The organism is Actinomadura scrupuli, assembly GCF_050971785.1.
Classification (GTDB): Bacteria; Actinomycetota; Actinomycetes; order Streptosporangiales; family Streptosporangiaceae; genus Actinomadura_E; species Actinomadura_E scrupuli.
Genome location: NZ_JBPCCU010000002.1, coordinates 1233934 through 1255847, shown reverse-complemented (window position 1 = coordinate 1255847; position 21914 = coordinate 1233934). Strand labels below are relative to the sequence as shown.

Below are 21914 nucleotides of genomic sequence, written 5' to 3'. Positions count from 1 at the left end.
CTCCCCGCCGCTGAATTACGGCACCACACTAACGCGGGAGCCCCTGATCACACAGGAAAGAAAGGAATCGTGAGCAAAGCGTGAACAAATCGTCACCTTGTGCGATCACCGTGCGATCGGCGGTGACGCTCAGCGGCTGCGCGCCCAGGCCACGGTGGCGGCCAGACCCTCGCGCAGGCCGGTGACGGGCTCCCAGCCGAGGCCGTCGCGGGCGGGCCCGGGGTCGATCGACATCGCGGGCAGGTCACCGAGCCGGGGCGGCGCGAAACCGGGATCGTCGGCGACGCCGACGACCTCCGCGACCAGGCTGTGCAGGTCACGGTCGGTGGTCTGCACCCCGGTGCCGATGTTGAACCGCCGCCCGCCGCCCCGCTCCCCGCACGCCCTGGCGAAGGCGTCCACGACGTCCCCGACGTAGACGTAGTCCCGGGTCTGCTTCCCCTCGCCGTACACCTGGGTCGGCCGGCCGGCGAGCAGCCCCGCCGAGAAGATCGAGACGACTCCGGCCTCGCCCTCCGGGGTCTGCCGGGGGCCGTAGACGTTGGCCAGGGTGAGGGTGGTGTAGTCGAGGCCGTGCAGGGCGCGGTACGTCTCGAGGTAGACCTCGCCGCTCACCTTGGAGGCCGCGTACGGCGACCGGGGATCCAGGGACGCGTCCACCGGCACCGGAAGCCCCGCGGGCACGCCGTAGACCGCGCAGCTGGAGGTGAAGACCACCTTGCGGGCCCCGGCGGCCCGGGCCGCCTCCAGCACGTTGACGGTGCCGAGCACGTTGACCCGGGCGTCGTGCAGGGGGTCGGCCACGCTGGCCCGCACGCTCACCTGGGCGGCCAGGTGGCAGATCACCTCGGGGCGGCGATCGGCGACTAGGGCGCCCAGCGCGGGATCGGCCACGTCCATCTCGACCAGCTCGGCGCCCTCCCTGAGGTTGGCGCCGGAGGACAGGTCGTCGACCCCGACGACCTCATGGCCGTCGGCGATCAGCCGGTCGACGAGATGGGACCCGATGAAGCCGGCCGCGCCGGTGACCAATACGAGCACAAGCGAACCATACCGACCCGATGCCGGCCGTGCGCGATCCGCGGGACGGGCCGGCTCAGGCGGTCTCGGAGGTCTCCGTCTCGACGATCTCGGCGCGCAGCGCCTGGATCCGGCCCAGCACCTTCGACCGCAGGTCGCCGGGGACCGGGTCGCAGCCGCAGGACTTGCCGACGAGCTTCTTCACGACCTCTTCCAGGCCGTACTCCCGGAGGCAGGGGCCGCACTCGTCGAGGTGCTGCCTGACCTCGGCGCAGCCGCCCTGGTCGAGCTCGCCGTCGAGATAGGTGTAGATCCGGTCGAGCACCTCTACGCACGGTGTGTCGTGGTGGTTGCCGCAGCTCATGCCGAGTCCTCCCTGGGCTGAGCCCCCGTACGCGAGAGGCCGCGGTCCTGAGCGTAGTCCTCGAGCATGGTCCGCAACTGCCGTCTGCCACGATGCAGCCGGGACATCACCGTGCCGATCGGCGTGCCCATGATGTCGGCGATCTCCTTGTACGCGAAGCCTTCCACGTCGGCCAGGTAGACCGCGATCCGGAACTCCTCGGGGAGCTCCTGGAGGGCCCGCTTCACGTCGGAGTCCGGCAGGTGCTCCAGCGCCTCCGCCTCGGCGGACTTGAGCCCGCTGGAGGTGTGCGACTCCGCCCTGGCGAGCTGCCAGTCCTCCACCTCCTCGGAGGCGGACTGCTTGGGCTCGCGCTGCTTCTTGCGGTACGAGTTGATGAAGGTGTTGGTCAGGATTCGGTACAGCCAGGCCTTGAGGTTGGTGCCTTCCTTGAACTGGTGGAAGGACGCGAACGCCTTGGCGAACGTCTCCTGAACGAGATCCTCCGCGTCGGCCGGATTGCGCGTCATCCTCAGCGCGGCCGAGTACAGCTGGTCCAGGAAGGGGAGCACATCGCGCTGGAACCTGTCACCACGCTGCTCCGCCGTCTCCACGGTGCCCGGTACCGAACCCACCCCCTCGATCAAGGCGGTACCCGTGGTACCGCTCCCGAACGACGATATAGGGCCGCGCCCGCGGATCATGACGGTGCCCCTCATATCATCGGCGGCCACCCGTGGACTCGGGGCGGAGCCGCGCGGGTGGAGCACAGTGGTCATCGACTGCACCTCGTCCTTTCGCAGAGCGTTACAGGACGCTGCAACGTCATGGCCGCCCGTAGGATTCCCTGATCGGGAAGACGAAGACAGGTAAATGTCCGGCAGGGCCCGCACCCACCCCGACCCGTCCCGTACGGACGGTGATACGGGGTTGCCAACGGGGAAAGATGTCACGTACACGGCGAGAACAGGAGCCACGACCCTTGCTGCCGGCGAGACCCTCGACCCCTTCCGTGGTCAGCCTGCGCCATGATTCAGGCGACGTTGACTCCCTGGCGAGCTACTGGACCTTCTACTGGGCCGTCTCCGCGGCGCAGCTGAGCCGCTGGCTTCCCCGCCGGCCCGCCCGGCTCCTCGACATCTCCGGCCTGCGGGCCCGCTGCGCCCCCCAGGCGGCGGCCGCCGGTCACACCGTCATCGAGCTGCTCGCCCGGCCGCCCGAGGACCCGCCGCAGGCCGGCATCCACCCCGTGGTGGGGGACGCCGCGTCACTGGGCTTCCTCACCGACGGCTGCCTGGACGGGGTGATCGCGGAGGATCGGGTGCTCTCGCGGCACCTGGTCACCGAGGCGACGGTCGCCGAGATCGCCCGGGTGCTGCGGCCCGGCGGCAGGGTGCTGCTCTGCGTGGACTCGCTGATGCTCGGCATGGCGATCCTGGCCGAGCAGAACTGCTGGGCCCAGCTTTCCGACGTGCCCAGCGCCGAGGTGGTCCTGGTGCCCTGGCCGGACGGCACCATCACCCGGTGCTTCTGGTCCGAGCAGCTCCGCGAACTGCTGGCCGAGGCGGGCCTGGAGGTCGAGTGGATCCGGCCGCGCACCACCCTGTCCCCCTCGACGGTCGAGCACATCCTCGCCAACGACCCCGGCGGGCTGGCCCGCCTGGTGCGCACCGAGATGGCCGCCCCGGTCGGCGACGAGTCCGTCGGCATCCACCTGATCGCCAGCGCCCGCCGCCCCCGGTGATCTCTCGCCCCGGCGGCCCCGGGCACCCGCGGTCTGCGCGGGGGCTCGATCAGCGCAGGGACTTGTCGTACTGGGCCTGGCAGGCCACGCAGCGGGCGGCGTCGGGACGCGCCTCCAGCCGGCCCTCCGGGACGGGCTTGCCGCAGCCGACGCACCGCCCGTACTCGCCGCCCTCCAGCCGCCGCAGCGCCGCCAGCACCGCCGACCGCTGCCGCTCCATCGCCTGCTGCGCCGCCTCGCTGCGATCGGCGTCCGAGAGGCTGGTGCCCGCATCCGCCGGGTGGTGGTCGTAGTCGGGGGCGTCGGGCTCCGGAGACTCGCCCTTCAGGATCGAGATGGAACGATCCAGGTCGGCGAGCATTCCCTCCAGGCGCTTGCGAGCGGTGGCGGTGTCCACGATGGTCGGCGCTCCTCTTCTTCTCCCTCGGACCCGGTCCCGCCGCGCCCGGCGGGCACCGGCGGGTCAGAACAAGGTTTCTGATTCTTTTGAAATATCCCCATTCGGCAACGGTTGTATGAGCTCTGGGCCGTTGTTTCTGACATTCCCCACGGACTTGGACACCGGATAGGCCTCCATCGTTCCCGCCATTGCCGGTACGAGGAGCTTTCGCACCTCGTCGGGCTCGGTACGGGCCGGATCCAGCCAGGCGTCCCAGCGCTCCGGTTCCACGATCATCGGCATCCGGTCATGGATCCGGCCGAGGTCGTCGGTGGCCTCGGTGGTGATCACGGTGCAGGTCGGGACCCATTCGCCGTCCGGCGAGCGCCAGAACTCGTACAGCCCCGCCATCGCCATGACCTGCCCGTCGCGGGGGCGGATGAAGAACGGCTGCTTGGCTGGCCTGCCGTCGGCGTCCTCGAGCGCGTACCACTCGAAGTAGCCGTCGGCCGGCAGCAGGCAGCGGCGCTTGGCGAACGCCCTGCGGAACGCCGGCTTCTCGTGCACCGTCTCCACCCGGGCGTTGATCATCCTGTTGCCGATGGACAGGTCCTTGGCCCAGGAGGGGACCAGCCCCCAGCGGAGCATGCGCAACTGGCGCACGACCTCTTCCTTCGGGGCCTCCTGGGGGGCGCGTTCCAGGACGACGGGCACCGGCTTGGTGGGGGCGACGTTGTAGTCGGGCTCGAGGGCCTCCTCGGTGGCGTCCAGGCCGATCTCGAACTCGTCCAGCAGTTCCTGACGCTGGCGCGCCGTGGCATAGCGACCGCACATGCTCGTCTTCCTCCCTGCCCCTGAAGGGCGGACCCACGGGTACATACTGCCGAATGCCGTGAGCGTGCGTGACCCGTCGATCCGTGGGCAAGTAGATCTGCATGCGACCCTTCAGTACCCTTGCCCGTTCCCTCGTGGCGGCCCCGTTCGTGGTCACCGGCATCGAGAACCTGCGCAACCCCGGCCCGCGGGCCGACCAGGTCGGGCCGGTCATGAAGCCGATCGTCGACCGGCTGGACTGGCTGCCGACCAAGGATCCGGAGAGCCTGGTCCGGTTGCAGGGCGCTCTCAGCCTCAGCGCCGGCGCGCTCCTGACGCTCGGCAGGTTCAAGCGGCTGAGCACGCTGCTGCTCGCCGCCCAGATGGTGCCGGTGCTGCTCACCGAGCACCACTACTGGACCGAGGACGACCCCGAGCGCCGTGCCGACCAGCGCTCCCAGCTGCTCAAGAGCGCCAGCCTGTTCGGCGCCCTGCTGCTGGTGGCCACCGAGCCGCGCAAGCACCCCCGGGTGCAGGCCCTGCGCCGGCAGGCCCACGACACCCGGGTCAAGGCCGGCGCCGAGGCCCGGCACCTGCGCAAGCACGCGGCCTCGGAGATCAAGCACACCCGCAAGGAGGCCGCCCTCCAGGTCCGGGAGGCCCGCAGGGAGGCCGCCCAGAAGGCCCGCAAGGCCGTACGCCGCTAACCGGCGTCCCGCTCCTTCCCTCCTCCGGGTGCGAAGGGGCCGTCCGGCCTGCCCGCCGCGTCCCCGGGTTCGGCGATGGTGAACATCCGGACCTTGCGGAGCGGCGGGACCGGGCCGTCATGTCCCGAGCGCACCCAGACGGTGCGGATCGTGAGCGTCAGCAGCCGCCAGGCGGTGAAGAACATCAGCGCCGCCAGCGGCAGCTCGCCGAGCAGCGCCGTGGCGAGGGTGACCGGCAGATCGTCTCTGCCCCAGGACAGGCTGACGTCGAACCACGCGTCGCAGCTGAGCAGGGTGCCGGAGACGACGACGCCGACGACCGCGAGCTGGCGCCTGCGCCAGACCGCCCACGCCGTGCCGCCGAGCGCGGCCAGCAGCCCGATGTCGAACCCGATCCAGGCCAGCTGCCACTGTTCCGCGGCGTACTGCCTGGGCAGGTTCACGGCGAGGAAGACGATCCATCCGGCCAGGACCAGGCAGCAGACGGTGAGGATGGTGAGGAACCCCGCCCTGCGCTGCCGGTTGAGCGGATCGGCGTACGGATCCGCCCCGGCGAGGCCGGTGAGGGCCCGCATCAGCGCTGCCCGCTCCCGCCCGTCCATGCGCTGGAGATCCTCTGGAGTGAACACGATCGTTCTCCCTACGAACGCGGTGCCACGTCGATCCCGGTGTTGGAGACCCGGTGTCCTGAAGATCCGGCGTCCTGAAGATCCGGCGTCCTGGAGATCCGGTGTCCTGAAGATCCGGGGTCCCGTCGATCCGGGTGTCATGTCGATCAGACAATCGATCGCCCGATCATGCAACAGGCCGCCGGGCGGGAAGATCACGAAGATCACAGTGTGCCGGGAGCCGGTAACCTGCGGTACATGGAAAACGCCGCCTCCTGGTCAGCTCCCCGTGCGGACGGCCCGGTCGACGCCGAGGTCACGCTGCCCGGTTCCAAGTCGATGACCAACCGGGCCCTGGTCCTGGCCGCGCTGGCCACCGGCCCCACGGTGATCCGGCGGCCGCTGCGCAGCCGCGACACCCTGCTCATGGCGGAGGCGCTGCGAGGGCTGGGCGTGCGGGTCGGCGAGCGCGGGCCGGACTGGGAGGTCGTGCCCGGCGGCCTCGGCGGCCCGGCCCGGGTCGACGTCGGCCTCGCGGGCACGGTCATGCGGTTCCTCCCGCCGGTGGCGGCGCTGGCCGGCGGCGACATCCGGTTCGACGGGGACCCGCGGGCCCGGGAACGGCCGATGCGCCCGTTGCTCACGGCCCTGCGCACCCTCGGGGTGGAGATCGACGACGAGGGCCGTGGCGGGCTGCCCTTCGTGGTCCGGGGCCGCTCCGCGGTGCCGGGCGGGGCGGTGGTGATCGACGCGTCCGGCTCCTCCCAGCTGCTCTCCGGCCTGCTGCTGTCCGCTCCGCGCTTCGACAAGGGGATCGAGGTCCGGCACGAGGGCGCCAGGGTGCCCTCGGCCCCGCACCTGGCGATGACGGTCGAGATGCTGCGCGCGGCGGGCGCCACGGTCGAGACCGGTGAGAACACCTGGCGGGTGGCGCCCGGGCCGATCAGCGGCGGGACCTCCCCCATCGAGCCTGACCTGTCCAACGCCGCGCCGTTCGTGGCGGCCGCCCTGGTGACGGGCGGCCGAGTGACCGTCCGCGACTGGCCGGCCGAGACCACCCAGCCGGGTGACGGGCTGCGCGACCTGGTGGCCGCCCTAGGCGGTACGGTCTCCCGCGACGAGCACGGGGTCACCTTCCGGGGCGGCGGCGCCGTCCACGGCATCGACGCCGACCTGGGCGACGTCAACGAGCTCACCTGCGTGATCGCCGCGCTGGCGGCCGTCGCCGACGGCCCGTCGCGGCTGACCGGGATCGCGCACATGCGCGGGCACGAGACCGACCGGCTGGCCGCCCTGGTCGCCGAGATCAACGCGCTCGGCGGGGACGCCCGTGAGCTGGCGGACGGGCTGGAGATCCGCCCGCGCCCGCTGCACGGCGGGGTGTTCCACACCTACCACGACCACCGGATGGTGATGGCCGGGGCCGTGCTGGGCCTCGCCGTCCCGGGAATCGACGTGGAGAACGTGGCCACGGTGGGCAAAACCATGCCAGAGTTCACCGAACTGTGGACCGGCATGCTGGCCGGCGCGTAAAGGGACGGGGTCGTGCCGAAGGCTCGTGATTGGAAACGCCTGGACGAGGACGACGTCCGGGTGCGTCCCGGGCGCCGGGGCTCCCGGCCGCGGACCCGCAAGCGCCCCGCGCACGAGGGCGCCATCGCCGGTTTCGTGACGGCCGTGGACCGCGGCCGTTACCGCTGCCTGGTGGACGAGACGATGGTCACCGCGATGCGCGCCCGTGAGCTGGGCCGCAAGGGCGTGGTGGTGGGCGACCGGGTCGCCCTCGTCGGCGACGTCTCCGGCGAGCCCGACGCCCTCGCCCGGGTGGTAAGGGTCGAACCGCGCTCGTCCACGCTCCGCCGTACCGCCGACGACACCGATCCCGTCGAGCGGATCCTGGTCTCCAACGCGGACCAGCTGGTGATCGTCACCGCGCTGGCCGACCCGGAGCCCCGGCCCAGGATGATCGACCGCTGCCTGGTCGCCGCGTACGACGCCGGGCTGGAACCGCTGCTCTGCCTGACCAAGGCCGATCTCGCCGCCCCGGACGACCTGCTGGGCGCGTACGCCCCCATGGGGGTGCCGTATGTGGTCACCGAGCGCGGCGGCCCGCTGGACGAGGTGCGGGAGCGGCTCACCGGCACGATGAGCGTGCTCGTCGGCCACTCGGGGGTCGGAAAGTCGACGCTGGTGAACGCCCTGGTCCCGGACGCGCGCCGGGCGGTCAGCCATGTGAACGCGGTCACCGGGCGGGGACGGCACACCTCCTCGTCCGCGATCGCCCTGGCGCTGCCGGACGGTGGCTGGATCATCGACACCCCGGGGGTGCGCAGCTTCGGCCTGGCGCACGTCGACCCCGCCGATCTGGTCGGTTACTTCCCCGACCTGGCCGAGGGCGCCGCCGAATGCCCGCGCGGCTGCACCCACCTGCAGGCCGACTGCGCGCTGGACGCCTGGGTCGCGGCCGGCCACGCCGACGAGGCCCGGCTGGACTCGCTGCGCCGCCTGCTCACCGCCCGGGAGGAGGCCGACGACACCTGATCAGGTGTGGCTCACGGTCTGGCAGCCGGGGCCGGGGTCCTCGTTCAGGTCATACGGGTCGACGGGCGCACCGGTGCGATCGGTCAGGTCCGGCGGCGAGCCGGCGAAGAACGGGTGGACGTAGCCGTCCTCCACATCGCACCGGGCATTGGCGGTGGAGGACTCCCAGCGGTAGATCCAGGTCCACTCCCCCCGTGCGTCCCGGGAGTGGAACACCTCGCCCCTGAGGTGGGCGATGACCGGGATGGTGGTGGCGGGAAGGCCCGGCCGGTGCACCGGGTAGACGAAGACGTAGTTCACCTTCACCAGGGCGCCGCGATGTCCCTGGCGAGTCGCCTGGGCCAGCGTGGTGGCGCCGTGCACCTTGACGACCGATCCGGTGGGCTCGGCGGTCCCGGGCGCGAAGTTCATCAGCCAGGACCGGAGGTTCCTCGTCGGGTCCCGGCTGCGGAGACTGCGGGTGAAGGCCGAGCGCTGCTCCGGATCGAGCCGGCGGGTGAACGTGTCGGTGCGGCCGCCGAACAGGGTGCCGGGATCCAGGTGCGAGGCCGTCAGCAGCGCCCGGGTCCTGGCCAGCAGGAGCCGGATCTCCGCCGCGGAGAAGCCCGCCGTCGCCCGGGCCGCGGGGAAGGTGAAGCCCGCCGCTCCGTCGGCGTACGACTGCGCGGGTGAACCCGCGAACGCCTCCCCCGGGCCGGTGCCCGCGTCACCGGGCGCCGGGGACAGGACCGGGGCCGGTACGAGGGTCAGCGGCGCCGTGCCGGCCGGGCGGGGCGGCCGCATGCCGAGGGGATCGGCCTCCGCCAACACCGCGCCGGCCGCCACCACCCCCACGACCAGGGCGACCGTGAGGGCTCGTGCGCCGGGCCTGCCTCTGGCGGACCGCGGGACCCGCCATTGCCTGATCATCTCCTTGCGCCGCCGTCGCTCGGCGAGCCGGCGGGTGAGCGGATTCCCCCGGCGTTCCCGCGCGGACGGCTCCTTGATGCCGGCCGAGGCCACGAAGGCCTCGTCGAAGACAAAGCGCCCCTCCGGGTCCTCCGACGACGTGCCCATGCCATCCCGCCCATGCTTGATCGAATCGGGACAACATAGACCATGTCCGTGAACGACGGATCTTCCGGATGGCCGAAGCGGGGCCGGCGCGGGGCGGCGCGGGCCGGTTCAGGCCGGTCACCATCCCGGACGCGTGGCACAGCGGCTGACGGCCCCGGCGGGGCGGCGGTCAGATCCGGGCGCGCGGGTCGGCTATCCCGCGATGACCTCGTCCAGGAGGGTCATCGCCCGCGACTCGGCCTCGTTGAGGACCTTGATGTGGGAGGGTGCCAGCGTCTCGACGCACTCGGTCATCTCGGCGGTGACCTGGCTGAACGCGGTCTCCTCCGCGGCCCGCAGCGCGGCCCGGACGATCGCTGCCCGGGAGCCGAGCATCGCCCACTCCATCTCCAGCCGGGCGACGGTCTTGTGGTAGGAGTCCGCGGTCCCAGAGGCCGCCTCGCGCAGCGGCCCGGGCACCTCCTGACGTCCGTCGCGCAGCTCGCGTATCTTCGCCGCCAGCCCGGAGATCCGGCCGGCCAGGCCCAGCCCCTCGTGTGCGAGCGGCAGCACGTCGTGGATCAGGTTCGTCACCGCAACGGCCAGCTCCTCGACCCGGGACAGCAGGGTCTGCGTCGCGACCTCCAGAGCCACTGCAGTCCGCTCGCCGACCTCCTCGGCGATGCTGCGCTCCTGCTTGCGCAGGGCGGGGATCACGTCGGCCTCCAGCCGCCCCCGCAGGGCGCTCTCCCGCTCCCCCGGGGCCCGGTCCTGCCACGCGGCCCAGACCCGGTCCAGCCGCTGCTGCCCGGAGGCCACGATCTCCCTGGTGACCTCGCCGAACGCCTCGTCCGCGCGGTTCTTCAGCCGCTCGACGCGGTCGTAGACCGCCTCGCGCTTGAACGGCTCGTTCAGCTCGTTGAGCAGGGCCTGCAACCGCCGCGACACGTCGATGGAGTGCTCGGCGAGAGGTACGAGGCGGTCCGCGAGCTCATCGAGCGTGGTCGCCCGGCAGGGGTCGGTCAGCTCCGCAACCCAGGCAGGCAGGTCTTGTGACATGGGGCCATGTTCCCACCATGCGATCGTCTAGAAGCCCGTAACACCACGACCGGACGGGGAGTGCGTGCCATGCCGCGCGGGCTCCCCGCAGGCCCGGCAGACCATCACCGGGTCCAGGAACTCCCCGCAGGAGTGCCGCCACCGCACCGGCGGGTCGCCGTTCGCGAGGTGGCGGTCCCCCCACGCCACCAGCGCGGTCATCACGTCCGAGAGATCCTTGCCGGCCGGCGTGAGGTGGTACTCGTAGCGGACCGGCCGGTCGCTGTACGGACGGCGCTCGATGATGCCGTGGTCCTCCAGCTTGCGCAGCCGGGTGGTCAGGATGTCGCGGGAGGCCCCGGTGTTGGAGGCGATCTGATCGAACCGGCGCACCCCATGGAACAGCTCGCGGATCGCCAGCAGTGACCAGCGCTCCCCGATCACTTCGAGCGTCATGGCGATCGAGCACTCTCGCGGTCTCGCGTCCCTGGGCATGACTCCAGATTAGGACACTGGGTTGTGTTTTCAAACTGATTGCTCGGCCGGTGCGGGGACGAGACCGGGCGCCACGGACGGCTGGTGGTGGTGGTGGTGGACCGGGCCGATGGCGAACCCGGCCACGGCGGCCAGGGTGCCCGAGGCCACGAGGAACAGCCAGCCGTCCTGGAAGGGCCCGACCGGATCCGCCGCACCGCCGTCGCCGAGGATCGCCACCAGGATCGCGACCCCGAGCACCGAGCCGATCTGACGCGACATGGTGAGCACCGCGGACCCGGTGGCGAAGCGCCCGGGCGGCAGGGACGCCGCGGCCGCGCTCGCGAGCGACGGCAGCACCATGCCGACTCCGGCGCCCCCGATCAGGAGTCCGGGCAGCATGGCACCGGCCCAGTTCGCGGAGGCGTCCACCCGCCACAGCCACCAGCACGCGCCGAGGACGAACAGCAGGCAACCGGCCCCGGCCAGCAGGTGCTGACCGAAGCGCCCGGCCAGCCGGCCGCTGGGCACGGCCAGCAACGCGGCCATCAGCGGACCCGGTGCCAGTTGCAGGCCCGCCCGCAGCACCGAGTCGTGCCAGACGCCGGTCATGAACAGCACGTTGCTCAGCAGCATCACCGAGAAGCTCACCGTGAACAGCAGCCCGGCGGTGTTGGCCAGGGCGAAGGACCGTACCCGCAGCATGGACGGGTCGATCACCGGCGAGGGGTGCCGGGCGCAGCGGAACCAGAACGCCGCCAGGAGGACGACGGCTCCGGCCAGGCAGCCGAGCGTACGCGGGTCGCCCCAGTGCCAGTCGGGGGCCTGTACCAGCCCGAGCGCGAGCAGCCCGATGGCGGCGGTGAGGACCAGGGTGCCGAGCAGGTCGGGCCAGCGGGTCCGCGCCTCCTCCCGGCTCTCGTTCAGCAGCCGCACGGCGAACACCAGGGCCACGATCCCCACGGGCACGTTGACCCAGAACACCCACCGCCAGGACGCCTCGACCAGCAGCCCCCCGACGGGCGGGCCGAAGGCCGCCGCGACACCGCCCACCGCGGCCCAGACACCGATCGCCGCGGCGCGTTCCCGGGCCGGGAACTCGGGCAGCAGCAGGGCGAGCGAGGTGGGCATCAGCAGGGCCGCCCCGATCGCCTGCGCCACCCGCGCGGCGATGAGCGTCTCGATGGAGGGGGCCACCCCGCACAGCACCGAGCCGATGACGAACAGGGCGAGTCCGGCCAGGAAGACGCGCCGCCGCCCGAGCCGGTCGGCCAGCCGGCCGCCCGGCACCAGGAGCGCCGCGAAGACGATCGCGTAGCCGTTGAGCACCCAGGACACCGTCGCGGCGCCGGCGCCGTCGAAGTCCCGCTGGATGTCGGGGAAGGCGATGTTGACGATGAAGAGGTCGAGGCTCGCCATGAAGACGGCGACCGAGACCACGGCGAGGATCTGCCAGCGGCGTGCCATCGCTAGTTCCCCCCGCCGGATGCGGCCGGGCGGAGCGGGAACACGGGCGGAGCGAGCATGAAGCGGTACGCCTTCCGGGGTCGGGGATCCCGCGGCTCCCTCGGGAGGGAGCCGCCGGGGGGCAGGGAGGTCGTGGGGGCTAGAGCAGTTCGAGGACGGTGGCGTTGGCGAGCCCGCCGGCCTCGCACATGGTCTGCAGGCCGAGCCGGGCGCCGCGGTCCTCCATGGCGTGCAGCAGGGTGGTCATGATGCGGGTGCCGCTGCCGCCGAGGGGATGGCCGATGGCGATCGCTCCGCCGCGTACGTTGACCTTGTCCAGGGAGGCGCCGGTCTCGCGCTGCCAGGCGAGGACGACCGAGGCGAACGCCTCGTTGACCTCGAACAGGTCGATGTCCTCCAGCCGCAGCCCGGAACGCGCCAGCACCTTGGCGGTGGCGGGCACGATCGCGGTGAGCATGAGCAGCGGATCGTCACCGACCACCGCGAAGGAGTGGAACCGGGCCCGGGGCCGCAGGCCGAGCCGCGCCGCCACCGCGGCGCCACCGCGGCGTCCATGATCAGCACCGCCGCGGCGCCGTCGTTGATCGGTGAACTGTTGCCGGCGGTCACCTGCCAGCCGATCTCCGGGAACCGCTCCTCGAGCACCGGATCGTAGAAGGCCGGCTTCAGCCCGGCGAGCGCCGCCATGGACGTGCCGGGCCGTACGGTCTCGTCGCGCGCGGACCACGCCAGCTCACGGGTGAACTCGCCGCGGTCCCAGGCGCCGGCGGCGCGCAGGTGGGATTCCAGCGCGAAGGCGTCCTGCTCCTCCCGGCTAATCTTCCAGCGGGCGGCGATGAGCTCGGCGCCGATGCCCTGCCCGACCAGTCCCTCCGGGTAGCGTGTGGCCAGCGGGGCCAGCGGGTTCGAACCGGGCAGCACGGACGAGCCCATCGGCACCCGGGACATGGACTCCACGCCGCAGGCGATCGCGATGTCGTAGGCCCCGCTGAGAATCCCCTGGGCGGCGATGTGGGCGGCCTGCTGGGAGGAGCCGCACTGCCGGTCCACGGTCATGGCGGGCACGCTCTCGGGGAAGCCCGCCGCGAGGACCGCCGTCCGGGTGAGGTTGATCGCCTGGTCGCCCACCTGCGTGACACATCCGCCGACGACGTCGTCCACCAGCGCCGGGTCCAGACCGGTGCGCTCGATGAGCTCCCGGAGCGTACGGGCGAGCAGGTCCACCGGGTGCTCTCCCGCCAGGGCACCGTTCGCCTTGCCCTTGCCGACCGGTGTGCGCACCGCCTCGACGATCACCGCGTCCCGCATCACGCCTCCTAGCGAATTGGATTCTCCAACTCACTATCCCAGTACAAGGTTGGAATTCACAACCCACCGGTCGGCCGTCCACGGTGACGTACGTCGCACCGGCGGCGCCCTTGACCGCGGGGCACACCCCGGAGGTCGGCCTGCGTCCATGGCACGCCGGGGCGAGGAGCGGTGAGGCGAGGAGCAGTGAGGCGAGGCCGGGTCAGAGGGCCAGGCGCAGGCCGAGTTCGTCGAGCCGGGTCAGCATGTCGAGCGGGTCCCGGTAGACCCGGAAGGCCCCCGCGCGCTCCAGCTCCTCCCGGCCGTACCCGCCGGACATCATCCCGACGCCGAGCGAGCCGGCCCGCCGCGCGGCCAGCAGATCCCAGACGCTGTCACCGACCACCAGCGCGTGCCGGGGGTCGGTGTCCAGCCGGGCCGCCGCGGCGAGGAACAGGTCGGGGTCGGGCTTGGCGTGCTTGACCTGGTCACGAGTGATCATCGGCGTGTCCTCGGGCAGCCCGAGCAGGCCCAGGGCGGAGCGGGCGGTCTCCGCGCGACCGCTGGTGGCGATCGCCCAGGGCACGCCCACGTCGGTGAGGAGGGCCAGCAGGTCCTCCGAGCCGGGCAGCGGGCGCACCGTGTCCAGCTGGGCGAGATACGCCTTGGCGTGGATCTTCTGCAGCTCGTCGACCTCGTCCTCGGTCAGCGATACGCCGGTCTCCCGCAGCAACGCCGAGACGAACAGCCCGCCGCTCATCCCGATCCGGCGATGGATCCGCCAGACCGAGAGGTCGATGCCCACGCTGGCGAGCGCGGACCGCCACGCGATCACATGCTGATAGACGCTGTCGATCAAAGTGCCGTCAAGGTCGAAAAGGAGGGCCGGGGTCGGCAGCTCCGGATATGTCGAGTCGTCCATACTTCACAGTCTGTCGCTGTACGCCGTGATCGCGGTAGCGTGGCCCGTCGTGGCGGGCTACTCCGACGATCTGCGTCTCGCGCACGTACTGGCGGACGCGGCCGATGACATCACGAGCCGGCGGTTCCGGGCTCTCGACCTGCGGATCGAGACCAAGCCGGATCTGACCCCGGTGAGTGATGCCGACCGGATGGTCGAGGATCAGATCCGCGGCACCCTCAAGCGCGCCCGCCCCCGTGACGCCGTGCTGGGCGAGGAGTACGGGAAGACCGGCTACGGAGCCCGCTGCTGGGTGATCGACCCGATCGACGCCACCAAGAACTTCGTGCGGGGCGTGCCCGTGTGGGCCACCCTGATCGCGCTGATGGAGCAGGACCGGGTCGTCGTCGGACTGGTCTCGGCCCCCGCCCTCGGGCGCCGCTGGTGGGCGGCGCGCGACGGCGGCGCCTGGACCGGCCGGAGCCTGGCCAAGGCCAGCCGGCTGCGGGTCTCCTCGGTGACGGACCTGTCGGACGCCTCCCTGTCGTTCTCCAGCCTTCGCGGCTGGGAGGAGGAGGGCAGGCTCGACGGTTTCATGTCGCTCACCCGTTCGGTGTGGCGCACCCGTGCCTTCGGTGACTTCTGGTCGCACATGATGGTCGCGGAGGGTGCCGTCGACATCGCCACCGAGCCCGCGGGAGTCGATCTGTGGGATCTGGCGGCCCTCCAGGTCATCGTGGAGGAGGCCGGAGGGGTCTTCACCGACCTGGCCGGTGTGCCCAGCCCCGGCGGCGGCAGCGTCGTCTGCACGAACGCCCACCTGCACGACGAGGTGCTGCACCTGCTCGGCGGCGGCCACTGACCCGCCGGTCCGCCCCGTCTGATCTGCCCGAAGACCGCCGCCCGGCGAAGACAACGCGAGATTCGCGATATATCGTGGAACCGCCATCAGGTCGCAGCCGTTCTCTGGGTAGCAGCTCTCGCGGAAGGTTGGGCGCACATGTCCTCGCGTACAAAGGTCGTCATCGGCGGGGTGGCCATCGGGCTGCTCGCCTACCTGATCCTGCCCTGGTGGATCTCGGCTTTGATCATCCTCGGCGCGATCGTGCTGCCGGTCGGCAGCTACCTCATGCTCGATCCCTCGCAGCGCAAGCGCGTGCGGGCGCAGGGCCGCAAGCGCCTCGGCCGCTGATCGGGGCCCGGCGGGCACCTGATCGCCGGCCCCGGGAGCCGGGGTCACGGCCGGTTCCGCCACGGGTTACGTTCGTCGCGTGACCGAACCCCGTATCGGCGTCGTGGGCGCCGGCATCCTCGGCCTGGCGGTGGCCCGCCGGCTCGGCGCGCAGGTGACCGTCCTGGACAAGGAGGACCGGGTCGCCGCGCACCAGACCGGCCACAACAGCGGGGTGGCGCATGCCGGCCTGTACTACGCGCCCGGCTCCCTGAAGGCCCGGCTGTGCCGGCGCGGGATCGGGCTGCTGGCGAGGTTCTGCGCCGAGCACGACCTGCCCTACGACGAGTGCGGCAAGCTGGTGGTGGCTCGCACGGAGGCCGAGCTGCCGGCTCTGCGGGAGATCCGGCGCCGGGCCACCGAGAACGGCGTGCCGGATCTGCGGTGGCTGGAGGCCGGCCAGCTCCCCGAGGTCGAGCCGCACGTCACCGGGGTCGCCGCGCTCCACTCGCCCCGTACCGCGATCGTCGACTTCCCGGCCGTCACCCGGGCGCTGGCCGCCGAGGTGGCGGCCGCGGGCGGCTCGGTGCGGCTGGGTTTCGAGGTCGTACGGATCAGGCCCACCGGCTCCGAGGTCGTCGTCACCTCCGCGCGGCAGGAGAGCCTGACCTTCGACCGCCTGGTGGTGTGCGCCGGGTTGCAGTCCGACCGGGTGGCACGCCTGGCCGGGGACCTCGACGGTCCGGCGATCGTGCCGTTCCGCGGCGAGTACTACCGCCTGGTGCCCGACCGCACCGGCCTGGTACGCGGGCTGATCTATCCCGTGCCGGACCCGCGCTATCCCTTCCTCGGCGTGCACTTCACCCGCCGCGTGGACGGTGGCGTGGACATCGGCCCCAACGCCGTCCTCGCGCTGGCCCGCGAGGGCTACCGCCGCCGTGACCTGAGCGCACGCGACGTCTGGGAGACGCTGAGCTGGCCGGGCTTCCGGCCGCTGACCCGGCGGCACTGGCGGACCGGCCTCAAGGAGCTGTACGGCTCGGTCTCCAAGCGCGCCTTCGTCGCCGAGGCCCGGTCGTTCGTGCCCGGCCTGACGACCGCCGACGTCGTGCCCGCTCCGGCGGGGGTGCGCGCCCAGGCCGTCGACAGAGACGGCTCGCTGGTGGACGACTTCCGCATCGGCCGGGCCGGCCGGGTGGTGACCGTCCGCAACGCCCCCTCCCCCGCCGCCACCTCCGCACTGGCGATCGCCGAGTACGTCGCCGAGCAGGTCCTCCAAGACTGACCCGAGCCGGGGGCCGCCGAGGTGAGGCGGGGCGGGATGGTGCGGGGGTCAGTGGGAGGGGTGCCAGAGCAGGCGGTCGGCGGCTCGCGGGTCGTTGACGACCTTGTCGCCGGCGCCGTCGAAGACCTTCACCGGGCGGGTCTCCGGATCGAAGCGCGGCCAGCCGGGGTCCGCGTGGGCGGCGAAGCCGATCCAGGCGCGGTGCATCGCCGTGGCGAGGTCCTGCGGCGGCGTGGGACCGGCCATCGCGGCGCCCTCGGGCATGTGCAGGTTGTCGAAGACGAATCCGAGCTCGAGCGCGTGGCAGGCGCCCATGTCCCGCTCCGGTGTCCGCCAGGCGAACTCGTACATGTAGGTCGGCGCGCCCTGCGGTGAGGCGGCGCGGCCCTCGGCGACCCGGTGCGCCGGTACCCGGAAGAAGCCGTCGGTGATGATCGCGCACAACGCGTCGCCGGGGGCGCCGCCCGGGACGGTCGCCTGGTAGGCGGCGGCCAGCGCCGGGTCCATGCCCATGCCGTTGAGGATTGCCGCGGCGATGTCCGCGTTCACGACCTTGGTCAGCCCGGTCGGCACCAGGAAGAGCCGGAACTCCTCGGAGGTGTAACCGATCAGCAGGTCGACGTCGCCGCCCGCTCCGTCGGCGATGGCGTCCACCGGACGGCGGGTCAGCAGCTCACCGTCCAGGATCGGCATCAGCGACATGCCGCTGGCGGCCGTCGTCCTTCCCCACCTCCCGGGGTCGGGCAGCGCGGTGACCTCGGCGGCGACAGCGGCCTGGACCTGCACGATCTCCGCGGGGTCGCGGGTGGCGAACGCCTCGGCGGTCGGGTCGACGCCGAGGCGCGCGGCGATCTCCTTGGTGACGAGCATGGCGTCCGCGGGGTCCTGGGCGATCTCGCCCGCACCGCTCTGCGCGATCGCCCGGCGGAACAGCCCCTGCTCCCGGCCCAGGTCCAGGGAGAGCAGGGTGGTGACGCTCATGGCGCCCGCCGACTCCCCGAAGACGGTGATGTTGGCCGGGTCGCCGCCGAACGCCGCGATGTTGTCCCGTACCCAGGTCAGCGCGGCGATCTGGTCGAGCAGCCCGCGGTTGGACGGCGCCCCCGGCAGGTAGGCGAAGCCCTCCACCCCGAGCCGGTAGTTGAGGGTCACGCAGACCACGCCGTCGCGGGCGAAGTGCGTGCCGTCGTAGATCGGCACCGCCCCTGAGCCGTTGCGGAAGGCCCCGCCGTGGATCCACACCATCACCGGAAGCCCGGCAGCGCCCACATCCGGTGTCCACACGTTGAGGTTCAGGCAGTCCTCGCCGGGGATCTCCGGGTCCGGCAGCAGCTCGTCGAACGGCCGCGCGTAGCCCGGCTTGGGCGCGGTCGGCCCGAACGCCACGGCGTCACGGACCCCGTCCCACGGCTGTACGGGCCGGGGCGGAGCGAACCGGTGGGCACCGAACGGCGCCGCCGCGTAGGGGATGCCGAGGAACGCGGTCACGCCGTCGCGGGCGCGGCCCCGTAGTCTGCCCTGGGCTGTCCCGACGATCGCTTCCATGCGCACCCTTTGATCACAACGAGGTTCGGTCCCCTAGAGCTTATGGCCGGTCGATCGCCGCGTCTTTATCAGCCCCGCACAGCGTCTTTATCAGATCAGGACATGGACAGTGACCCGGTGACTGGGGCACGGTGTGACTTCGTGCGGTGATGGACCGTAACAACGCAGGACCGGAGGGCGACAGGCCGATGAGAGAGCCGCTGACCGGCAAGGTCGTGTTCATCACCGGGGCGGCCCGCGGCATCGGCGCCGAGACCGCGCGGGCCGCCGCGGCCCGCGGGGCCCGGCTCGCGTTGACCGGGCTGGAGCCGGAGCTGCTGGAGGCGCTGGCGGCGGAGCTGAGCGCCGACGGCGGGCAGCACGTGTGGTACCGGTGCGACGTCACCGACCAGGCCGCCCTGTACGAGGCCGCGGCGCGGACCGCCGAGGATCTCGGCGGCATCGACGTGGTCGTCGCCAACGCGGGCATCGCCAACATGAGCACCGTCGCGGTCAGCCGGCCCGACGAGCTCATCAAGGTCATCGACGTCAACCTCAACGGCGTGATCCGGACGGTCAGCGCCACCCTGCCCTACGTGACCGAGGCCGAGGGCTTCTTCCTGCTCGTCTCGTCCGCCTCCTCCTTCAGCGCGCTGCCCGCGATGGCCGCCTACTCGGCGTCCAAGGCCGGGATCGAGCATTTCGGCAGCGCCCTGCGGCTGGAGCTGGCGCACAAGGGGGTGGGCGTCGGCACCGTGCACCCCGCCTGGATCGACACCGACATGGTCCGCGAGATACGCGCGGACCTGCACTCCTTCAACGACATCTTCCATCGGATGCCAGGCCCGCTGGGCACCTACAGCTCGGCGGAGCGGTGCGCGGAGGCGATGATCAAGGGCATCGAGAAGCGGCGGCGGCGGATCTACGTGCCGCGGTCGGTGGCCCTGCTGCAGGCCATGCGGTGGGTGTTCCTCAGCCACGTCACCGACGCGTACATGCGGGTCGCGATGCCGGGCGTGGTGCCGAACATCGAGAGCGAGGTCGAGGCGCTGGGCCGCAGGTTCTCCGAGCGCACGCTGACCGAGCACGCCCTCACGGCCCCGCCCCCCGCGGACCCGCCGCTCGCCGCCGGGCCGGAGGGCGGCCCGTCAGTGCCCGGCCGGGGCGGGACCGAAGCGGGCGAGCACGGCCGCCTCGACGACCCCGACCAGGGCATAGGCGAGCAGTGACACGACGGTCACCAGCACGACGGCGGTCCACAGGGCGTCGTAGTGGAAGGTGCTGCCGTCCCTGAGCATGGCGTAGCCGAGCCCCTTGCCGGTGGCCAGCCACTCCGCGAGCAGCGCGCCGACCAGCGAGCCCGGCGCGGAGATCCGGACCGAGGCGAAGAACGCCGGCAGCGCGCTGGGCACCATGACCTTGCGCATCGTCGTCCACCCGGTCCCGCCGTACGCCCGGACCAGGTCGGCGGCCTGCGGGGAGGCCGACCGGAGCCCGAACACGATGTTCACCAGCGCGGGGAAGAACACCACGATCCCGGAGATGACGGTGGTCGCCAGCAGGTCGCGGCCGAAGACCAGGGTGAGTACGGGGGTCATGGCGATCAGCGGTACGGACCGGACGACCATGGCGATCGGCATGAACGAGCGTTCCACCGACCGGGACAGCACGAACAGCATGGCGACCGCCGAGGCCGCGGCCAGGCCGGCGACCAGGCCGAGGCCCGCGTCCTGCAGAGTGATCCACAGCCCGTCGAGGACGGTGCGGCGCTGCTCGGGCACCGTCAGGTAGTGCCAGACCGCCTGCGGGTCCTTAGCGACCATGGGGTTGACGTCCATGACCTCGAGGAAGCCGATCCAGGCGGCGATGACGACCGCGGCCGACACGGCGGCCGAGAGCAGGGTGCCGGCCAGTCGTCTCATCGCCCGCCCTCCGATCGTGGTGCCCACGGGGCCGCGAACCTCGCGATGAGCCCGATCAGGGCGTAGCCGAGCCCGGCGATCGCGCCCGAGACCAGGGCGACGCCCCAGGTGCGGTCGACGTCGAGTTGCTGCTGGGAGACGACCATCGCCAGGCCGAGCCCGTACGGCACCCGGCCGAGGAACTCGCCGATGATCGCCCCGAGGACCGCGGCGGGGGCCGCGATCTTCAGGGCGGCGAAGGTGCTGGGCAGCGCCGCCGCGAGCCGTACCCTGCGCAACTGCTGCCAGCGTCCGCCACCGTACGCCCTGACCAGGTCGAGGCTGGTGCGGTCGGCCGCCCGCAGCCCGGCCAGCGCGCCGATCAGCGTGGTGAAGAAGACCGACAGGGCGGCCAGCGCGACCATCGGGGTGTCGCCGTCGAAGACCACGGTGAGGATGGGCCCGACCGCGATGACGGGCAGGCAGTAGCTCGTCACGGCCAGCTGGGTGATCAGGCGTTCGAGCGGCGGGATCAGGATGACGACCACGGCCATCGCGAGCGCGAGCCCGTTGCCCCAGAAGTAGCCGCGCAGTGCCTCCCATCCGGTGCCCTTGACATGCGGCCAGTAGAACGACCAGCCGTCCCGCCCGAAGCCGGTGAGGACGGCGAGCGGCGTCGGCACCGCCCGGCCGTCGTGGAAGACCGTCGCGGCGAGCAGCCACCACACCGCGACCACGATGGCCGACCCGGCGGCACCGCCGAGCCCGCCCCTGAGCCGGCTCACCCCCCGGCTCCGTCGTCCCGGCCCTCGCGCTTGCCGTCGTCATGGCCGTCACCGCCGAAGAGGATCTCCGACAGCCGATCCTGGAGGGCGTGGAACTCCGGGGTGCGCAGCATCTCCGGGGTACGCGGCCGGGGCAGGTCGATCGGCACGATGGCGGCGATCTTCCCCGGACGGGGCGTCATCACCGCGACGGTGTCGGACAGGAACACCGCCTCGGAGATGGCGTGGGTGACCAGCAGGGTGGTGGTGGCGCGCTCGGTCCAGATCCGCAGCAGTTCCAGGTTGAGGCGCTGGCGCGTCATGTCGTCGAGCGCCCCGAAAGGCTCGTCGAGCAGCAGCACCCTCGGCTCGACGACGAGCGACCGGGCGATGGCGACGCGCTGCCGCATGCCCCCCGAGAGCTGGGCCGGCCGGGCCTTCTCGAAGCCCTCCAGGCCGACCAGCGCGATGAGGTCCTGGACCTTCGCCCGGTCCGGCCTGATCCCGGCCACCTCCAGGGGCAGCCGGATGTTGGCCTCGACCGAGCGCCACGGCAGCAGCGCCGAGTCCTGGAAGGCGATCCCCAGGTGGTGGCCGGCCCGCGCCTGCTCCGGGGGCTCACCGTGCAGCAAGGCCTCGCCGGCGGTGGGGGTCTCCAGGCCGGCGAGGATGCGCAGCACGGTCGACTTTCCGCAGCCGGACGGGCCGAGCAGCGCCAGGAACGATCCCTCCTCGGTGTGCAGGTCCACCCCGGCCAGCGCGGTGACGGACCTGCGGCCCAGCCGGAAGTCCTTCCACAACCCGGTCAGGCTGATGCCGGTTCCCTCCTGTCCGGCCGGGGGGCCGGCCGAGGGGCCGGCCGGGGCCTCGGGAGGCCGGGCGGCGGGGTGGGAGACCGCACTCTCGGACACG

The 21914-nt window shown here is 72.2% G+C and carries 23 protein-coding genes and 1 pseudogene; 8 read left to right on the top strand and 16 right to left on the bottom strand.

Annotated features, from left to right (window positions below; all coding sequences use genetic code 11):
• Window positions 1-129 precede the first annotated feature (129 nt).
• Genes ACRYCC_RS13505 through ACRYCC_RS13495 form a run of 3 tightly spaced genes read right to left on the bottom strand, consistent with a single transcriptional unit; the run spans window position 130 to window position 1998 of the window.
• Window positions 130-1041, bottom strand: coding sequence for an NAD-dependent epimerase/dehydratase family protein (locus ACRYCC_RS13505; RefSeq protein WP_433811806.1), 912 nt, complete (start codon window positions 1039-1041; stop codon window positions 130-132).
• Window positions 1042-1096: 55 nt separating this feature from the next.
• A complete protein-coding gene (gene rsrA / locus ACRYCC_RS13500; RefSeq protein WP_433811804.1) occupies window positions 1097-1384 on the bottom strand; it encodes a mycothiol system anti-sigma-R factor in 288 nt (95 codons plus the stop codon).
• The gene (locus ACRYCC_RS13495) at window positions 1381-1998 is read right to left on the bottom strand and encodes a sigma-70 family RNA polymerase sigma factor (protein WP_433811802.1); all 618 of its coding nucleotides are present in this window, start codon (window positions 1996-1998) and stop codon (window positions 1381-1383) included. The genes rsrA and ACRYCC_RS13495 overlap by 4 nt, the downstream gene beginning before the upstream one ends.
• Before the next feature lie 350 nt (window positions 1999-2348).
• Here ACRYCC_RS13495 and ACRYCC_RS13490 point away from each other — a divergent pair, with 350 nt between their 5' ends.
• The gene (locus tag ACRYCC_RS13490) at window positions 2349-3107 is read left to right on the top strand and encodes a class I SAM-dependent methyltransferase (protein WP_433812170.1); all 759 of its coding nucleotides are present in this window, start codon (window positions 2349-2351) and stop codon (window positions 3105-3107) included.
• 49 nt (window positions 3108-3156) lie between these two features.
• On the opposite strand, the gene ACRYCC_RS13485 is transcribed toward ACRYCC_RS13490, so the two are convergent.
• Both ACRYCC_RS13485 and ACRYCC_RS13480 read right to left on the bottom strand, forming a co-directional pair.
• A complete protein-coding gene (locus ACRYCC_RS13485; protein ID WP_433811800.1) occupies window positions 3157-3504 on the bottom strand; it encodes a TraR/DksA family transcriptional regulator in 348 nt (115 codons plus the stop codon).
• 66 nt (window positions 3505-3570) lie between these two features.
• Entirely contained in the window at window positions 3571-4320 is a 750-nt protein-coding gene (locus ACRYCC_RS13480) for an SOS response-associated peptidase (RefSeq protein WP_433811799.1), read from the bottom strand.
• 101 nt (window positions 4321-4421) lie between these two features.
• Here ACRYCC_RS13480 and ACRYCC_RS13475 point away from each other — a divergent pair, with 101 nt between their 5' ends.
• A complete protein-coding gene (locus ACRYCC_RS13475) occupies window positions 4422-5006 on the top strand; it encodes a DoxX family protein (RefSeq protein WP_433811797.1) in 585 nt (194 codons plus the stop codon).
• On the opposite strand, the gene ACRYCC_RS13470 is transcribed toward ACRYCC_RS13475, so the two are convergent.
• Window positions 5003-5635 carry a hypothetical protein gene (locus ACRYCC_RS13470; RefSeq protein ID WP_433811795.1) on the bottom strand — a complete coding sequence of 211 codons (633 nt, stop codon included), beginning with the start codon at window positions 5633-5635 and terminating at the stop codon, window positions 5003-5005. The genes ACRYCC_RS13475 and ACRYCC_RS13470 overlap by 4 nt on opposite strands.
• A 237-nt stretch (window positions 5636-5872) precedes the next feature.
• Between ACRYCC_RS13470 and aroA the strand changes: the two genes are divergently transcribed.
• Window positions 5873-7147 carry a 3-phosphoshikimate 1-carboxyvinyltransferase gene (gene aroA / locus ACRYCC_RS13465; RefSeq protein WP_433811793.1) on the top strand — a complete coding sequence of 425 codons (1275 nt, stop codon included), beginning with the start codon at window positions 5873-5875 and terminating at the stop codon, window positions 7145-7147.
• Window positions 7148-7159: 12 nt separating this feature from the next.
• Window positions 7160-8155 carry a ribosome small subunit-dependent GTPase A gene (rsgA, locus tag ACRYCC_RS13460; protein ID WP_433811791.1) on the top strand — a complete coding sequence of 332 codons (996 nt, stop codon included), beginning with the start codon at window positions 7160-7162 and terminating at the stop codon, window positions 8153-8155.
• Here rsgA and ACRYCC_RS13455 read toward each other — a convergent pair whose 3' ends face one another.
• The 6 genes and pseudogenes from ACRYCC_RS13455 to ACRYCC_RS13430 all read right to left on the bottom strand — a co-directional run bounded on the left by ACRYCC_RS13455 (window position 8156) and on the right by ACRYCC_RS13430 (window position 14378).
• Complete coding sequence (locus ACRYCC_RS13455; protein WP_433811789.1) at window positions 8156-9211, bottom strand: SCO2583/SCO2584 N-terminal domain-containing protein; 1056 nt, start codon at window positions 9209-9211, stop codon at window positions 8156-8158.
• Between the two features lie 192 nt (window positions 9212-9403).
• Complete coding sequence (locus ACRYCC_RS13450; protein WP_433811788.1) at window positions 9404-10249, bottom strand: hypothetical protein; 846 nt, start codon at window positions 10247-10249, stop codon at window positions 9404-9406.
• Between the two features lie 27 nt (window positions 10250-10276).
• Entirely contained in the window at window positions 10277-10723 is a 447-nt protein-coding gene (locus ACRYCC_RS13445; RefSeq protein WP_433811786.1) for a winged helix-turn-helix transcriptional regulator, read from the bottom strand.
• 30 nt (window positions 10724-10753) lie between these two features.
• Window positions 10754-12169 (bottom strand): DHA2 family efflux MFS transporter permease subunit, encoded by a 1416-nt coding sequence (locus tag ACRYCC_RS13440; RefSeq protein ID WP_433811784.1) that lies wholly within the window; start codon window positions 12167-12169, stop codon window positions 10754-10756.
• A 139-nt stretch (window positions 12170-12308) separates the two neighbouring features.
• Window positions 12309-13477: pseudogene (locus ACRYCC_RS13435) on the bottom strand (thiolase family protein).
• Window positions 13478-13679: 202 nt separating this feature from the next.
• Window positions 13680-14378: an HAD family hydrolase gene (locus ACRYCC_RS13430; protein WP_433811782.1), complete on the bottom strand. Its 699-nt coding sequence runs from the start codon at window positions 14376-14378 to the stop codon at window positions 13680-13682.
• Window positions 14379-14427: 49 nt separating this feature from the next.
• Between ACRYCC_RS13430 and hisN the strand changes: the two genes are divergently transcribed.
• The 3 genes from hisN to lhgO all read left to right on the top strand — a co-directional run bounded on the left by hisN (window position 14428) and on the right by lhgO (window position 16813).
• On the top strand, window positions 14428-15219 hold the full coding sequence (hisN, locus tag ACRYCC_RS13425; RefSeq protein WP_433811780.1) for a histidinol-phosphatase: 792 nt from the start codon (window positions 14428-14430) through the stop codon (window positions 15217-15219).
• A 138-nt stretch (window positions 15220-15357) separates the two neighbouring features.
• Window positions 15358-15549, top strand: a complete 192-nt coding sequence (locus ACRYCC_RS13420; protein ID WP_433811778.1) for a tail-anchor membrane protein — start codon at window positions 15358-15360, stop codon at window positions 15547-15549.
• A gap of 79 nt (window positions 15550-15628) precedes the next feature.
• Window positions 15629-16813, top strand: a complete 1185-nt coding sequence (lhgO, locus tag ACRYCC_RS13415) for an L-2-hydroxyglutarate oxidase (RefSeq protein ID WP_433811776.1) — start codon at window positions 15629-15631, stop codon at window positions 16811-16813.
• A 48-nt stretch (window positions 16814-16861) separates the two neighbouring features.
• Here the strand turns inward: lhgO and ACRYCC_RS13410 are convergent, their stop codons facing one another.
• Window positions 16862-18358 (bottom strand): carboxylesterase/lipase family protein, encoded by a 1497-nt coding sequence (locus ACRYCC_RS13410; RefSeq protein ID WP_433811774.1) that lies wholly within the window; start codon window positions 18356-18358, stop codon window positions 16862-16864.
• 188 nt (window positions 18359-18546) lie between these two features.
• Between ACRYCC_RS13410 and ACRYCC_RS13405 the strand changes: the two genes are divergently transcribed.
• Window positions 18547-19566, top strand: coding sequence for a short-chain dehydrogenase/reductase (locus tag ACRYCC_RS13405; protein WP_433811772.1), 1020 nt, complete (start codon window positions 18547-18549; stop codon window positions 19564-19566).
• Here the strand turns inward: ACRYCC_RS13405 and ACRYCC_RS13400 are convergent.
• Genes ACRYCC_RS13400 through ACRYCC_RS13390 form a run of 3 tightly spaced genes read right to left on the bottom strand, consistent with a single transcriptional unit; the run spans window position 19486 to window position 21913 of the window.
• Window positions 19486-20259: an ABC transporter permease gene (locus ACRYCC_RS13400; RefSeq protein WP_433811770.1), complete on the bottom strand. Its 774-nt coding sequence runs from the start codon at window positions 20257-20259 to the stop codon at window positions 19486-19488. The genes ACRYCC_RS13405 and ACRYCC_RS13400 overlap by 81 nt on opposite strands.
• A complete protein-coding gene (locus ACRYCC_RS13395; protein ID WP_433811768.1) occupies window positions 20256-21023 on the bottom strand; it encodes an ABC transporter permease in 768 nt (255 codons plus the stop codon). Before ACRYCC_RS13395 ends, ACRYCC_RS13400 begins: the two co-directional genes overlap by 4 nt.
• The gene (locus ACRYCC_RS13390; RefSeq protein ID WP_433811766.1) at window positions 21020-21913 is read right to left on the bottom strand and encodes an ABC transporter ATP-binding protein; all 894 of its coding nucleotides are present in this window, start codon (window positions 21911-21913) and stop codon (window positions 21020-21022) included. The genes ACRYCC_RS13395 and ACRYCC_RS13390 overlap by 4 nt, the downstream gene beginning before the upstream one ends.
• Window position 21914 lies beyond the last annotated feature (1 nt).

Bases quoted from the DNA above. Each gene is read 5' to 3' on its own strand.
- ACRYCC_RS13480 (WP_433811799.1), bottom strand. From the start codon at position 4,320: ATGTGCGGTCGCTATGCCACGGCGCGCCAGCGTCAGGAACTGCTGGAC.
- ACRYCC_RS13455 (WP_433811789.1), bottom strand. From the start codon at position 9,211: ATGGGCACGTCGTCGGAGGACCCGGAGGGGCGCTTTGTCTTCGACGAG.
- ACRYCC_RS13430 (WP_433811782.1), bottom strand. From the start codon at position 14,378: ATGGACGACTCGACATATCCGGAGCTGCCGACCCCGGCCCTCCTTTTC.
- ACRYCC_RS13420 (WP_433811778.1), top strand. From the start codon at position 15,358: ATGTCCTCGCGTACAAAGGTCGTCATCGGCGGGGTGGCCATCGGGCTG.
- ACRYCC_RS13405 (WP_433811772.1), top strand. From the start codon at position 18,547: ATGAGAGAGCCGCTGACCGGCAAGGTCGTGTTCATCACCGGGGCGGCC.
- ACRYCC_RS13400 (WP_433811770.1), bottom strand. From the start codon at position 20,259: ATGAGACGACTGGCCGGCACCCTGCTCTCGGCCGCCGTGTCGGCCGCG.
- ACRYCC_RS13410 (WP_433811774.1), bottom strand. From the start codon at position 18,358: ATGGAAGCGATCGTCGGGACAGCCCAGGGCAGACTACGGGGCCGCGCC.
- ACRYCC_RS13450 (WP_433811788.1), bottom strand. From the start codon at position 10,249: ATGTCACAAGACCTGCCTGCCTGGGTTGCGGAGCTGACCGACCCCTGC.
- rsrA (WP_433811804.1), bottom strand. From the start codon at position 1,384: ATGAGCTGCGGCAACCACCACGACACACCGTGCGTAGAGGTGCTCGAC.
- ACRYCC_RS13475 (WP_433811797.1), top strand. From the start codon at position 4,422: ATGCGACCCTTCAGTACCCTTGCCCGTTCCCTCGTGGCGGCCCCGTTC.
- ACRYCC_RS13440 (WP_433811784.1), bottom strand. From the start codon at position 12,169: ATGGCACGCCGCTGGCAGATCCTCGCCGTGGTCTCGGTCGCCGTCTTC.
- ACRYCC_RS13445 (WP_433811786.1), bottom strand. From the start codon at position 10,723: ATGCCCAGGGACGCGAGACCGCGAGAGTGCTCGATCGCCATGACGCTC.
- aroA (WP_433811793.1), top strand. From the start codon at position 5,873: ATGGAAAACGCCGCCTCCTGGTCAGCTCCCCGTGCGGACGGCCCGGTC.